The sequence below is a fragment of the Corynebacterium hansenii genome, assembly GCF_030408795.1.
Classification (GTDB): domain Bacteria; phylum Actinomycetota; class Actinomycetes; order Mycobacteriales; family Mycobacteriaceae; genus Corynebacterium; species Corynebacterium hansenii.
Genome location: NZ_CP047211.1, coordinates 2391984 through 2404145, shown reverse-complemented (window position 1 = coordinate 2404145; position 12162 = coordinate 2391984). Strand labels below are relative to the sequence as shown.

The 12162-nt window shown below is 70.9% G+C and carries 12 protein-coding genes and 1 riboswitch; of the genes, 5 read left to right on the top strand and 7 right to left on the bottom strand.

Annotated elements, in window-relative coordinates; genetic code table 11:
- The first annotated feature begins 50 nt into the window (after window positions 1–50).
- Window positions 51–1100, top strand: coding sequence for an enoyl-CoA hydratase/isomerase family protein (locus tag CHAN_RS10615; protein WP_290289620.1), 1050 nt, complete (start codon window positions 51–53; stop codon window positions 1098–1100).
- A 21-nt stretch (window positions 1101–1121) separates the two neighbouring features.
- Complete coding sequence (locus tag CHAN_RS10610) at window positions 1122–1934, top strand: Fpg/Nei family DNA glycosylase (protein WP_290289618.1); 813 nt, start codon at window positions 1122–1124, stop codon at window positions 1932–1934.
- 24 nt (window positions 1935–1958) lie between these two features.
- Here the strand turns inward: CHAN_RS10610 and CHAN_RS10605 are convergent, their stop codons facing one another.
- Together CHAN_RS10605 and CHAN_RS10600 are read right to left on the bottom strand one after the other, a co-directional pair.
- The gene (locus CHAN_RS10605; RefSeq protein ID WP_290289617.1) at window positions 1959–3038 is read right to left on the bottom strand and encodes a MinD/ParA family ATP-binding protein; all 1080 of its coding nucleotides are present in this window, start codon (window positions 3036–3038) and stop codon (window positions 1959–1961) included.
- Window positions 3039–3097: 59 nt separating this feature from the next.
- Window positions 3098–3877, bottom strand: coding sequence for a YwiC-like family protein (locus CHAN_RS10600; protein ID WP_290293474.1), 780 nt, complete (start codon window positions 3875–3877; stop codon window positions 3098–3100).
- A gap of 90 nt (window positions 3878–3967) precedes the next feature.
- Window positions 3968–4120, top strand: a riboswitch (FMN riboswitch).
- Window positions 4121–4138: 18 nt separating this feature from the next.
- Between CHAN_RS10600 and CHAN_RS10595 the strand changes: the two genes are divergently transcribed.
- Window positions 4139–4891, top strand: a complete 753-nt coding sequence (locus CHAN_RS10595; protein ID WP_290293472.1) for a nicotinamide mononucleotide transporter family protein — start codon at window positions 4139–4141, stop codon at window positions 4889–4891.
- On the opposite strand, the gene CHAN_RS10590 is transcribed toward CHAN_RS10595, so the two are convergent.
- The 3 genes from CHAN_RS10590 to exaC all read right to left on the bottom strand — a co-directional run bounded on the left by CHAN_RS10590 (window position 4807) and on the right by exaC (window position 8307).
- The gene (locus CHAN_RS10590; RefSeq protein WP_290289615.1) at window positions 4807–5712 is read right to left on the bottom strand and encodes a Cof-type HAD-IIB family hydrolase; all 906 of its coding nucleotides are present in this window, start codon (window positions 5710–5712) and stop codon (window positions 4807–4809) included. The genes CHAN_RS10595 and CHAN_RS10590 overlap by 85 nt on opposite strands.
- A 148-nt stretch (window positions 5713–5860) precedes the next feature.
- Window positions 5861–6562 (bottom strand): hypothetical protein, encoded by a 702-nt coding sequence (locus CHAN_RS10585; protein WP_290289613.1) that lies wholly within the window; start codon window positions 6560–6562, stop codon window positions 5861–5863.
- A gap of 221 nt (window positions 6563–6783) precedes the next feature.
- Window positions 6784–8307 carry an acetaldehyde dehydrogenase ExaC gene (gene exaC / locus CHAN_RS10580; RefSeq protein ID WP_048741307.1) on the bottom strand — a complete coding sequence of 508 codons (1524 nt, stop codon included), beginning with the start codon at window positions 8305–8307 and terminating at the stop codon, window positions 6784–6786.
- A 223-nt stretch (window positions 8308–8530) separates the two neighbouring features.
- On the opposite strand from exaC, the gene CHAN_RS10575 reads away from it, so the two are divergent.
- Both CHAN_RS10575 and CHAN_RS10570 read left to right on the top strand, forming a co-directional pair.
- The gene (locus tag CHAN_RS10575) at window positions 8531–9190 is read left to right on the top strand and encodes a nucleosidase (protein WP_290289611.1); all 660 of its coding nucleotides are present in this window, start codon (window positions 8531–8533) and stop codon (window positions 9188–9190) included.
- Window positions 9147–9545 (top strand): hypothetical protein, encoded by a 399-nt coding sequence (locus tag CHAN_RS10570; protein ID WP_290289609.1) that lies wholly within the window; start codon window positions 9147–9149, stop codon window positions 9543–9545. Before CHAN_RS10575 ends, CHAN_RS10570 begins: the two co-directional genes overlap by 44 nt.
- 48 nt (window positions 9546–9593) lie before the next feature.
- Here CHAN_RS10570 and CHAN_RS10565 read toward each other — a convergent pair whose 3' ends face one another.
- Window positions 9594–10445: an SDR family NAD(P)-dependent oxidoreductase gene (locus tag CHAN_RS10565; RefSeq protein ID WP_290289607.1), complete on the bottom strand. Its 852-nt coding sequence runs from the start codon at window positions 10443–10445 to the stop codon at window positions 9594–9596.
- 28 nt (window positions 10446–10473) lie between these two features.
- The gene (locus tag CHAN_RS10560) at window positions 10474–12120 is read right to left on the bottom strand and encodes a peptide chain release factor 3 (protein ID WP_048741316.1); all 1647 of its coding nucleotides are present in this window, start codon (window positions 12118–12120) and stop codon (window positions 10474–10476) included.
- Window positions 12121–12162: the final 42 nt, after the last annotated feature.

Genomic DNA, 12162 nt, shown 5'->3' with positions numbered 1-12162 from the left:
GGTTAACTTTCTGTGGCGGGGCACATGTGTCGTGTGCCACACTGGTCGGCATGACTGATTCGGTGATCAAGGATGTTTCCGGCCGCACGGGCCGACTGACCCTCAACCGCCCCAAGGCGCTCAACTCGCTGGACCTGGGCATGGTCCGGCAGATCAACGAGGCCCTCGACGCCTGGCGCGACGATGACGCCGTCGAGCAGGTCGTCGTGGTGTCGGAGCACCCGAAGGCCTTCTGCGCCGGCGGCGACGTGCGCCAGGTGCGCGACGCCCAGGTGGCGGGAAATTCCGCCGAGGGTGATGCGTTCTTCACCGAGGAGTACGAGATGAACGCCGCGATCGCGGAGTTCCCCAAGCCGTACGTCGCGGTCATCGACGGCATCGCCATGGGCGGCGGCCTGGGCGTGTCGCTGCACGGTTCGCACCGCGTGGTCACCGAGCGCGCCTCCGCCGCGATGCCGGAGATGGCCATCGGTTTCCTTCCCGACGTCGGCATTTCGTGGTTCTCCCAGCACGTCGCCACCGCCTCCGGCCACCCGGAGCCGGCGATCGCGCGTTTCCTGGGCCTGACCGGCTACCGCCTCGACGCCGCCGACCTGCTGTGGGCGGGCTGGGCCACGCACTTCGTGCCGCAGGATTCGCTGGAGAACTTCCTGCGCGCGGTCGACGCCGACGGCATCGAGGCGGCGCTCGTCGAGTTCGCCGAGGATCCCGCCGAGGCCGGCGAGTCGAAGCTCGCGGCGTTCGCGCCGTGCGCCCGCCAGGTCTTCGGCTTCGACACGTGGCGGGAGATCGAAAACGCCCTCGACGGCGGCAAGTGCTCCGGCGAGGAGCGCCGCGTGATCAACGACCTGCTGCGCTCGGCCGCCCCGACGTCGCTGGTCGCCGGCGCCGAGCTCTACGCCGCCAACGCGGCCGAGGGCGTCGATCTGCGCACGGGCCTGCGCAACGAGTACAACGTCGGCCGCATCCTGCGCCACGACCCGAACTTCGCCGAGGGCGTCCGCGCCGTGCTGGTGGACAAGGACCGCAATGCGCAGTGGCAGCCGAAGACGACCGGCGAGGTCGATCCGACCCCGTACCGCCGGGCGGTGGGCCAGTAGCCCCGAAGTAGCCTGGAGGGCATGCCCGAAGGTCATGTCATCCATCGTCTCGCGCGTGATCTGAACGCGCGGTTCGCGGGTCGGCCGCTGTCGGTGACCAGCCCGCAGGGGAGGTTCGCGGCGGAGGCGTCGCTTCTCGACGGCCATGAGCTCGCCCGCGCCGAAGCCTGGGGCAAGCACCTGTTCGTCGAGTTCGACGTGCCGCGGCCCGACGCCATCGTGCACATTCACCTGGGGTTGATCGGGCGCCTGAGGTTCGAGGGCCCCGATGACGTCGGCGGCCAGGTGCGGCTGCACGTCTCCAACGGCGAGGAGTCGGCGAATTTGCGGGGCCCGCAGTGGTGCCGCCTGGTGACCGATGAGGTCCGGGCGGCGGCGATCGGGAAGGTGGGGGAGGATCCGCTGCGCGCCGACGCCGACCCGGGTGCGATCGTCGGCCGGGTGCGCCGGTCGCGCCGGCCCATCGGCGCGCTGCTGGTCGACCAGAAGCTCTACGCCGGGGTGGGCAGCATCTACCGCACCGAAACCCTGTTCCGCCTGGGCATCCACCCCCTGACGCCCGGCGCCGAGCTGAAACCGGCGACGCTCGACGCGATGTGGGTCGATCTGCGTGAGCTGATGGAGGACGGCGTGCGCGTCGGGCGCATCGACACCGTCCGCCCGGAGCACACCCCGGAGGCGATGGGCCGCGAGCCCCGCGAGGACGACCACGGCGGCGAGGTGTACGTCTACCGCCGCACGGGCCAGCCGTGCCACGTCTGCGGCACCCCGGTGGCGGAGACGCAGATCGAGGGCCGGCGGGTTTTCTACTGCCCGTCGTGCCAGGCGTCGTAAAGCCCGCGTTCGAGCCATGCGCGGTCAGCGGTGCCGGCCTCCAGGCTGGGCGAAGTCGTCGGCGATCATGGCGGCCAACTCCCGGTAGGCCAGGCGCGTGGCGGGGCGCAGCAGGTCGATGTCGATGTCCGCTCCGCGCGCGATGTGCGGGTCGTGCGGGATCACCTGCACGGCCCGGCAGCGCTGCCCGAACAGGTCGCGCAGGGAGTCCGCGTCGGCGCCGACGTCGGTGAGCTGGTTGACCACGACCACCGTCGACGACACCAGGTCCGCCCACCCGTGCGCGGACAGCCAATCGAGCGTCGCCCACGCCGACCTCGCGCCGTCGAGCGCGGGCGTGGCCACCAGGACCAGGCAGTTCGCGTGCGCCAGGATCGCCCCGACTGTGTCGTGGACGATGCCGGTCCCGCAGTCGGTCAGCAGGATGTTGTAGTGCCTGCGCAGGATGCCCAGGGCGCGGTCGTAGTCGGCGGCGGAAAACGCTTCGCTTATCGACGGGTCCCGTTCACTGCCCAGGATCTCCAGCCGCGAGGGCGCCTGAGTGGTGTACGAGCGCACTTCGGCGTAACGGTCGGTCGACGGGGCGCGGAGAAGGTCGCGCACCGTGGCGGGGTTCGGATCGGCCACCCGGTGGGCGAGGGTGCCGAAGTCGGGGTTGGCGTCGATGGCGATGATCCGGTCGCCGCGCAGCGACGCGAACGTCGCGCCGAGGCCGATGGTCGTGGAGGTCTTGCCCACGCCGCCCTTCACGCTGAGCACCGCCACGCGGTAATCGCCGATGACGGGGCGGCGGATGCGTTCGAGGAGCTCGCGCTCGTCGCGTTCGGCGGGCGACTCGCCGGGGTTGAGCCGCCCTCCCGACGCCCGGTGCACCGCCGCGCGCCAGCCCCGGCCGGGGCGGGGCCGTTCGGCGACGAGGCCGGCGATGTCCCCGACGGTCAAGGGCCTGCCGTCGAAATCGGGTGCGTCGTCGCGCGCGCTTTCCCGCGCGCCCTCCTGTGCTTGCCGCGATGGTCGCCGGGTGGGCAGCGCATGCGTGCGCACGGTCGGGTCGAAGATGATCTGCTGAGACGGCGCCGACGCGCCGTATGAGTCCCCCCTCATGCCCGGCAAGCTACCCCAGGCCCCGGTTGTGCGCGACCGCAGTGCTCGCGTCAGCCCCGTCAGAGCAGGGCGACGATGACGACGAGCACCGTGTTGGCGGCATCGAGCAGCCCCACGGTCTTGGGCTGCCACGGGCGTTCGCGCCGGGCACCGGTGACGGGCATGAGCACAGCCCGCGCGAGCAGCACGACCGCCACGGCGATCGCGAGCGGGTGCACCGGGTCGCCGTCGGTGATCCGCACCGCCGCGATGGCCGCCGCCAGCATCGCCACGTGATAGGCGACGGACCCGATGAACCATGGCTTCGACCCGCGCTCGCGGATGAGCGTCTTCACGTACGGCACGGTGCCCGCGAAGAACGCCAGGTACACGCCGAACGCCGCCCATGCCCGGCCGTCGAGGCCCCCGCCCGCCCATGCGGCGACCGGCAGGATCAGGCACGCCGCGACGACGGTGGACAATCCCGACAACAGGGACCGCGGGCGGCGCTTCCACGCCTCGTAGACGGCCACCGCCACCAGCGGGGCGAACGCCGGAACCCACGTGAGCAGCCGCCAGTCGAACAGCAGCGTCGTCAAGCCCGCCGCCGCGGTCAGTGACCCGTAGACCAGCACCGGCGGCCGGTTGCGGTCGCGGAAGCGGGAGCGGATCCACACGCTGCCCGCGAAGAACGTGAAATAGCCCAGCCACCAAGTCAGCAGCAGGGGAATCGCGGTCCATGAGGGCGCGAGGATCACGCCGGTGACCGCGGGGACGGTGACCATGAACCAGGCGCCGTGCTGATCGGGCACCCAGCCCGGTGCGCGGCGGCGTGAGCGGGGTTTGGCCATGCCCCACAGCCTACTAATGCGAATGGCAAATGGGCATTAAAGTGAGTTTTTCCACCCATTCGGGGACCGCCGCCGCGCATCGCTGCTAACGTCGTCGGCACAAGTTCTCAGGGCGGGGTGGAATTCCCCACCGGCGGTGACGCCGGGCCATGCGTGGCCCGGACGAGTCCGCGAGCGCTCCCGCGAGGGAGGTCAGCAGATCCGGTTGGAACCCGGAACCGACGGTCATAGTCCGGATGGGAGAGAAGGAGATTCACCGTGGATTCCGTCATGTCCGCGCTCGCCGGTTTTCTGACCGCGCAGCTGACCATCGGGGGCGTGCCCATTTTGGTGCGCGAGGTCGTAGGCAACGTATTCGGGCTGGGTTCGGCCTATTTCGGCATGCGCCGCCTCGTCTGGGCCTGGCCGGTGGGCATCGCCGGCAACATCCTGCTGTTCACCGTGTTCCTCGGCGGCGTTTTCCACACGCCGCAGGACCTCGACCTCTACGGCCAGGCCGGCCGCCAGGTGATGTTCCTGGTGGTCAGCGTCTACGGCTGGTGGCGGTGGGCGCAGACGCGCCGGGCCGCGGCGGGCGGGGAGGCCTCGCTTTCCGACGCCGCCGTGGTGCCCCGATGGGCGTCCGCACGTGAGCGGATGGCCATGCTCGCCATCGCCGTGGGCGGCACCGTGGTGTGCGCGAAGATCTTCGGCGCCCTGGGGTCGTGGGGCCCGTGGGCGGATGCGTGGATCTTCGTCGGTTCGATGCTGGCCACGTGGGGGATGGCGAAGGGCTGGACCGAGTTCTGGCTCATCTGGATCGCCGTCGACGTCGTCGGCGTGCCCCTGCTGTTCCTCGGCGGCTACTACCCGTCGGCGGCGCTGTACCTGTTCTATGCGGGCTTCGTCACCTGGGGTTTCGTCACCTGGCTGCGGGTCCAGCGCCGCGTCGGGCGGCGTCAGGAACGCACGGCGGCGGCTTCGTCCAGCAGCCTGTCCAGCGTGACGACGACGCCCGAGTCCGTGTTCGACGGCGCCAGGTAGTTCGACGCGGCCTTGATGTCCTCGTGGGCGTTGGCCATGGCGAAGGACATCTCGCCGGCGGCCATCATCTGCAGGTCGTTGAGGAAGTCGCCGAAGACGGCGGTCTGCGCCGGCGTGACGCCGAGGCGCTCCTGGAGCTCCGCGACCGCGTGGCCCTTGTGCCGGCCGGGAACCATCATGTCCACCCAGCACTGGCCCGACACCGCGACTTCGAGGCGGTCTCCGACCACGCTCTTCATCAGCGGCGCGGCGTCGACCTCGGAGCCGCGCGCGTCGTAGACGGCCAGCTTGATCGCGCCGTCGTTGACCTCGTGCAAGTCGTCGACGACGGCCCGCGAGTGGTAGTACTTCGCGGCCTCGTCGTTGAACCCCGGCTGGTCGATCTCCACGTAGGCGACCTCCGGGTGGCAGACGATCAGGCCCATCGGGCGGCCCTCGGCGCGGGCGGCGCGCACGGCGTCGATGACCTCGTCGACGACGGCCGGGTCCATGCCGTCGGCGGCCGACAACTCCCCGTCGCGGACCACGACGTTGCCGTTCTCCGCGATGAAGGAATCGACGGTCGCGCCGGATTCGGTGCGGACGCCGCCGAACATGTCGCGCAGCGTGGCGTACTGCCGGCCGGACGCCGGGGCGAACGTGATGCCGCCGGCCTTGAGCCGGTCGAGGATCCGCGGCAGATCGGCGGGCAGGTTGCCGTCGCCGTCGAGAAGCGTGCCGTCCATGTCCACGACCACCAGGCGCAGATCCGCCGGGGCTGCGGGGAAGTCGGAGGGCCGGGGATGCCGGGTGGAATCGGGGCGAGTGGGTGTTTCGCGCATGACCGCGACACTAGTCCCCGAACCGTATCGGGCATAAGCGGGCATCGGCGGCGGAGGTCATGTCCGGTGCCCGCCCGGAGTTCCTCCCCCCCCCGAACGCTCGCGCGCCCATCTCTCCGGCGGCGCTAGTCCTCGGGAAGCGGCGGCGCTAGTCCTCTGGCAGCGGCGGCTCATGGCGCAGGTCGCGGGCCTCGGCGCGGCGCACCTCGCGGGGCTCGTCCTCCCGCTTGCGGCCCGGGCGGTTCAACGGCCACGAGCTCAGGCCCGGCAGCTTCTCCAGGGCCTCGCGGCCGGCGTCGAGCGACCGGCGCAGCACCTCGCCGCCGACGTCGCGCGTGCGGTCGAAGGCGTCGGTGGCCAGATGCTCGGCCTTGCGCAGCAGCTCCTCGCGCTTCTCCTCGCGGCGGCGCTTCAACTCCGCCGCATCGGACTGGCGGTCCCTCTCGCGGGCGAAGGCCTCCGCGTCGCGGGCCTCGGCGTCGGAAAGCCGCTTGGACGCGGCGGCCGCGGCGTCCCAGCTTTCCTCCAGGCTCTCGGCGAGGTGGAGCATCGCGTCGATGCGGCGCTCCATGTCGCGCATCTTCTCGCGGTACCCCGCCTGGATGTCGTAGCGGCGCAGCAGGCGGCGGGCGCGGGCGGCGTCGTCGCGCCACGACGCGATGGGGCCCTCGACGATGGAATCGTCCGCGATGAAACGGTGCTCCCACGGGTCGACGTCGGGCGACGACAAATTCGAGCGCAGGCGCTCATCGCGATCCAGCACCTCCTGCACCAGCAGGCGTGCGCGCTCCTCGGCGTGGGAGGCGCGGGCGGAACGGGAATTGTCGGATCGGAAAGTCACGCGGCCCATCCTACGGACGGGCGCGGACAACGTGGGCCGATCGGGTGGGGCGCGGGTCGGTGCCGCCGCATGCCCGCTCCGCCGCCTCACGCAGCTAACCCACCCTGAATTGGGCAACCCACCCGCTGTAACGGGTGGGTCTGCGCATTCGGGGTGGGTTGGCGGGAGGTGGGGTGGGAGGCAGACCCCGCCGGGCGCTGCCGCCGGACCAGCCTCGCCGGGTGCTGCGCCTAGAACAGGCCCGTCGGGTCGGTGGCGTAGCTGACCAGGAGGTTCTTGGTCTGCTGGTAGTGCGAGAGCATCATCAGGTGGTTCTCGCGGCCGATGCCGGACTTCTTGTAGCCGCCGAACGCCGCGTGCGCCGGGTACACGTGGTACGCGTTGCACCACACGCGGCCAGCTTGGATGGCGCGGCCGGCCTTGTACACGTTGTTGTTCGACCGCGACCACACGCCGGCGCCGAGGCCGAACATGGTGTCGTTGGCGATCTTCACGGCCTCGTCCAGCGACTTGAACGTGGTCACGCCGAGCACCGGGCCGAAAATCTCCTCCTGGAACAGGCGCATGTCGTTGACGCCGGAGAAGATGGTCGGCTCGATGTAGTAGCCGCCGGACAGGTTGCCCTCCAGCTTCGCCTGGCCGCCGCCGAGCTCGAGCTTCGCGCCCTCGGTCTTGCCGATCTCGATGTACTTCAGGATCTTGTCCAGCTGCTCCTTCGACGCCTGCGCGCCGACCATGGTGTCGGTGTCCAGCGGGTCGCCGCGGCGGATGTTGGACACGCGCTCGATGCCCAGCTGCACGAACTCGTCGGCGATGGACTCGTGGACCAGCGCGCGCGACGGGCAGGTGCACACCTCGCCCTGGTTGAGGGCGAACATGGCGAAGCCCTCGACGGCCTTGTCGCGGAAGGAGTCCTCGGCGTCCATGATGTCCTCGAAGAAGATGTTGGGCGACTTGCCGCCCAGCTCGAGGGTGACGGGCACGAGGTTGTCGGCGGCGGCCTTCATGATCGTCGAGCCGGTGGTCGTCTCGCCGGTGAAGGCGACCTTCGCGATGCGGTCGGAGCCGGACAGCGCGGCGCCGGCTTCCTCGCCGAATCCGTTGACGATGTTGACCACGCCGTTCGGCAGCAGATCCCCGATGATGCCGATCAGGTGGAGGATCGAGGCCGGCGTCTGCTCGGCGGGCTTGAGCACCACGCAGTTGCCGGCGGCCAGCGCGGGGGCGAGCTTCCAGGTGGCCATGAGGATGGGGAAGTTCCAGGGGATGATCTGCCCGACGACGCCCAGCGGCTCGTGGAAGTGGTAGGCGACCAGGTCGTCCTGGATCTGCGACAGGCGGCCCTCCTGGGTGCGGGCGGCCGCGGCGAAGTAGCGGAAGTGGTCGATGGCCAGCGGGATGTCGGCGGCGAGGCACTCGCGGATGGGCTTGCCGTTGTCCCACGTTTCGGCGACCGCGATTTCCTCGAGGTGCTCTTCCATGCGGTCGGCGATCTTGTTCAGCACCTTGGCCCGCTCGGCCGGCGGCGTCGACCCCCACGCGGGCGCGGCGGCGTGGGCCGCGTCGAGGGCCTTCTCGATGTCCTTTTCGTTCGAGCGCGCGACTTCGGTGAACACCTCGCCGGTGACGGGGGAGATGACCTCGAAGTAGTTGCCGTCGACGGGGTCCTGGAACCCGCCGTCGATCCAGTTGCCGTAGCGGGGCTCGAACGACATCTTCGCGCCGTCGGATCCGGGGTGGGCGTAGGTGGTCATCGGTGTTCCTCCTGGTGGTGGGTGTGCCGCGGGGTCGGGCCGTCGTTGGTCGGGGCCCGTGGCGGCGGGGATCGTGGGGATGCGCGCGTGCCGCGCGGATCGCCGCAAAAAGTGATCCGCGCCACACGGTGCGTTGCCATCCGAACCTAACCACGGTCGGGGGTCGCGTCAATGCTCGCCGTCGTTCGCCGCCGCCGCGCCTGGTCACCGATACCCTGGCCGCATGCTGACTTCCCCCGAACTGCTCGCCCCCGTCGATCCCGGCGCCCCGTTGCTGGTCGTGGCCACCCGCGAGGAGGCCGAGCATCTCGGCGCCGACGTGCCCGTCCTGCTCACGGGAATCGGCCGCATCAACGCCACGGCCGCGCTGGCCGAGACGCTGGCCCGGGGGCCGCTTCCGGCGTCGATCCTGAACGTGGGCACCGCCGGTTCGCTTCACGACGGCCCGGCGTCCGGGCTCCACGGCGTCCACCGCATTTCCAGGGTCCTGCTCCACGACTTCTCGCACTCGGCGGTGCGCAGGCTGGCCGGCGCGGACGCCTATCCGCCCATCGACGTGGATGCCCGGGACGATGGGGTGCGCGGCGAAGGGCCGTCGTCAAGCGAAGGCGCGCCGGGGAAGGTGCTGGCCACCGGCGACCTGTTCGTGGAGGACTCCGCGACCCGCGCCCGCCTGGCCGAGACGGCCGACCTCGTGGACATGGAGGGCTACGCCATCGCGTGGGTGGCGCGACGGTTCGGGGTGCCGGTGGAGCTGATCAAGCTGGTGTCCGACCCCGCCGACGAATCCGCGGGCGAGCTGTGGACGGAGGGCGTCGCGGAATGCTCGCGGGTGCTGGGTGAGCACCTGGGGCGGCGGTTCGGCGGCCGCGCCGGGCGGTGATGCGGCGATGAGGGGCGACGGCATGCCGGGGCCGGGCGGCGGCCGCGAGTCGCTATGGCGCCGGGCCGTCCGGGAAGCGAAGCAGGCCGCCGGCGACAGAACGACGTTCCGCCCCATCCCGCTGTTGGTGGTGGCGTTGATCGTGTGGGCGGTCATCGCGTGGTCGAAGGGGATGGATGCCGCGCTGCCACTGCTCGCGGCGGTGATCGTGCTCGCGTACCCCGTGATGCTGCTCATTTGGGGGATCGTTTTCGTCGCCGTGTTCGGGGTCTCGCTGGTGCTGCTCCCGGTGGGCGACGCCGTCGACGCACACTTCGCGCGCCGGAGCAGGAACCGGCACGTGCGGCGAGACTGACGGGTGGTCGGGGTAACCGGTGGTTGGGGTAACTGGCGCCAGGCGAGGTCAGCGCCCGCGGGCGCGCTTCGCGATGGCGCGCTTCAACCCGCCGACGATCAGTTTGTCCCCGAGCGCCGGCGGCAGCAGATCGAGCAGCGCGCGACCCCGATGGTGGGCGACCTTCACCCGGATGGGCGGCTTGGCGGCGACGGCCGCGTCGAACACCGCGTCGGCGAGCAGGGCGGGGTCGGCGGCCTCGCCGTCGGTGCGGGCGGCGCTCTCACCCGCCACCGCCATTAGGTCGGCGAACGGGGAACCCTCCGGGGTGGCGTCGATGAACGCCTGCCGGATCCCCTTCGTCATGTTCGTGCGGAACGGCCCCGGCTCGATGATGGTCACGCCGATGCCGAGCAGGGCGAGCTCGCGTCGCAGAGCATCGCCGTAGGCGTCCACCGCATGCTTCGACATGGCGTACAACCCGTTGGTGGGCATCGCCTGCTGGCGGCCGGTCTCCGAGGAAATGACCAGCACCTGCGGCGAACGGCCCTCCCACCGCGCGGCCATGAGCAGCGGCAGCGCGGCCCGATGCACCCGCGCCTGGCCGGTGACGTTGAGGTCGAGGATGGCGGTCATGCGGTCGCCGGGGATGTCCGTCAGCGCGCCGATGCCCAGGGCGCCGGCGAATGCGGCCACCGCGTCGAGGCTGCCGCCGGTCAGCCGCGCGACCTCGTCCATGGCGTCGGCGACGGAGGCGTCGTCGGTGACGTCGACGACTAAACCCGTCACTCCCCGGGTGCGCAGGTCCTCCGGGAGCTCATCGCGGTCGGCGCCGAAGACCGCCCACCCCTCGTCCGCGAACTTCCGCGCCGTCCGGGCGCCGAGCCCCGACGCCGCCCCGGTGATGAAAATCGACCTCATGGCACCAGGGTACGGAGGGGCGCGGCGGCTAGTCCGCGACCAGCGTCTCCAGCGTGAACTCCGGGTGCTCCTTCTCGATGAACTGCAGCTTCCACTTGTCGCCGAACAGCGCGATAAGCGCCCCGTCGGAGCGGGTGAAGATCTCCACCCCGCGCTGCTTGGCCAGCGCCGGCGCGGTTTCGGCGTCGGTGCGGCGCGCGACGGAGTAGGGGATCGGGTCGGCGACGGTCTCGACGTTGTACTCGACCTGCATGCGCGCCTGCATGACCTCGAACTGCATGGGGCCGACGGCGGCCATCACCGGGGCGGCGTCGCCGCGGGCGTCGTTGCGCAGGATCTGCACCACGCCCTCGGCGTCGAGCTGTTCGATGGCCTTGCGGAACTGCTTGTACTTGCCCAGCGACTTCGCCCGCAGGGTGCGGAAGTGCTCCGGTGCGAACTGCGGCATCGGCTTGAACTGCACCTTGCGGCCCGCGTAGATGGTGTCGCCCGGCGCCAGCGACCCGGCGTTGACCAGGCCGACGATGTCGCCCGGGTAGGCGGTTTCGACGGTCGACCGGGTGCGGCCGAACACGGTCAGGGCGTACTTCGTCGAAAAGCTCCGGCCGGACTGGGCGTGCGTGACCTGCATGCCGCGGTCGAACTCGCCGGAGACGACGCGCATGAACGCCAGCTTGTCGCGGTGGTGGGCGTCCATGCCGGCCTGCACCTTGAACACCACGCCGGCGAAATCGTCTTCGGGGTTGCGGATCTCGTCGATCGCGCCCTGCCCTCCGGCGGCCGCGGCCTCGATGGCGGCGGGGTCGGATTCGCGGGCGGCGGGCGCCGGGGCGAGTTCGCAGAGGGTGTCCAGGATCTGGTGGACGCCCCAGTTGAGCATCGCGGAGGCGAAGATCACCGGCGAGGTGTCGCCGGCCAGGTACAGCTCCTGGTCGTGGTCGGCGCCGTCGGCGGACAGCAGCTCGGATTCCTCGGCGGCGGTTTCCCACGTTTCGCCCTGCTCGGCGGCGGCCTCGTCGGGGGTCAGGTGCGTTTCCTCCGCGATGGTGGAGCCGCCGGCGGTGCGCTCGAAGCGGATGAACTCCTCCGCCTCGCCGTCCTCGCCGCGGCGCAGCAGGCCGCGGAAGTCGCCGGCCTCGCCGACGGGCCAGAACAGCGGCGTCGGCTGCAGGCCGATCTCCTCGACGATCTCGTCCATGAGCTCCAGCGGCGCCTTGCCCGGGCGGTCCCACTTGTTGATCACCGTGACGATCGGGATGCCGTTCGACTTGCACACGCGGAACAGCTTCAGGGTCTGCGGCTCCAGGCCCTTTGCGCCGTCGACGAGCATGACGGCGGCGTCGACGGCGGTGAGCACGCGGTAGGTGTCCTCGGAGAAGTCCGCGTGGCCGGGGGTGTCCACCAGGTTGATCATGTACGGCTCGCCGTCGTGGCCCTCGGGCGCGTACTCGAACTGCAGCGCCGACGAGGCGATGGAGATGCCGCGGTCCTTCTCCATGTCCATCCAGTCGGAGACGGTGGATTTGCGGCCGGCCTTGCCGTGCACGGCGCCGGCCTCGCTGATGACGTGCGCGTGCAGCGCCAGCGCCTCGGTCAGCGTGGACTTGCCGGCGTCGGGGTGCGCGATGACCGCGAACGTGCGGCGGCGTGCGGCCTCATCGGCGAGGGTGCTCATGGGTTCCTTTGCTGGTCGTTTCCCTGCGGGTGGCAGGTGGTC

Excerpts from the sequence above, each read along its gene's own strand:
- CHAN_RS10615 (WP_290289620.1), top strand. The coding sequence starts at position 51 with ATGACTGATTCGGTGATCAAGGATGTTTCCGGCCGCACGGGCCGACTG.
- CHAN_RS10610 (WP_290289618.1), top strand. The coding sequence starts at position 1,122 with ATGCCCGAAGGTCATGTCATCCATCGTCTCGCGCGTGATCTGAACGCG.
- CHAN_RS10605 (WP_290289617.1), bottom strand. The coding sequence starts at position 3,038 with ATGAGGGGGGACTCATACGGCGCGTCGGCGCCGTCTCAGCAGATCATC.
- CHAN_RS10595 (WP_290293472.1), top strand. The coding sequence starts at position 4,139 with ATGTCCGCGCTCGCCGGTTTTCTGACCGCGCAGCTGACCATCGGGGGC.
- CHAN_RS10590 (WP_290289615.1), bottom strand. The coding sequence starts at position 5,712 with ATGCGCGAAACACCCACTCGCCCCGATTCCACCCGGCATCCCCGGCCC.
- CHAN_RS10585 (WP_290289613.1), bottom strand. The coding sequence starts at position 6,562 with ATGGGCCGCGTGACTTTCCGATCCGACAATTCCCGTTCCGCCCGCGCC.
- exaC (WP_048741307.1), bottom strand. The coding sequence starts at position 8,307 with ATGACCACCTACGCCCACCCCGGATCCGACGGCGCGAAGATGTCGTTC.
- CHAN_RS10575 (WP_290289611.1), top strand. The coding sequence starts at position 8,531 with ATGCTGACTTCCCCCGAACTGCTCGCCCCCGTCGATCCCGGCGCCCCG.
- CHAN_RS10565 (WP_290289607.1), bottom strand. The coding sequence starts at position 10,445 with ATGAGGTCGATTTTCATCACCGGGGCGGCGTCGGGGCTCGGCGCCCGG.
- CHAN_RS10560 (WP_048741316.1), bottom strand. The coding sequence starts at position 12,120 with ATGAGCACCCTCGCCGATGAGGCCGCACGCCGCCGCACGTTCGCGGTC.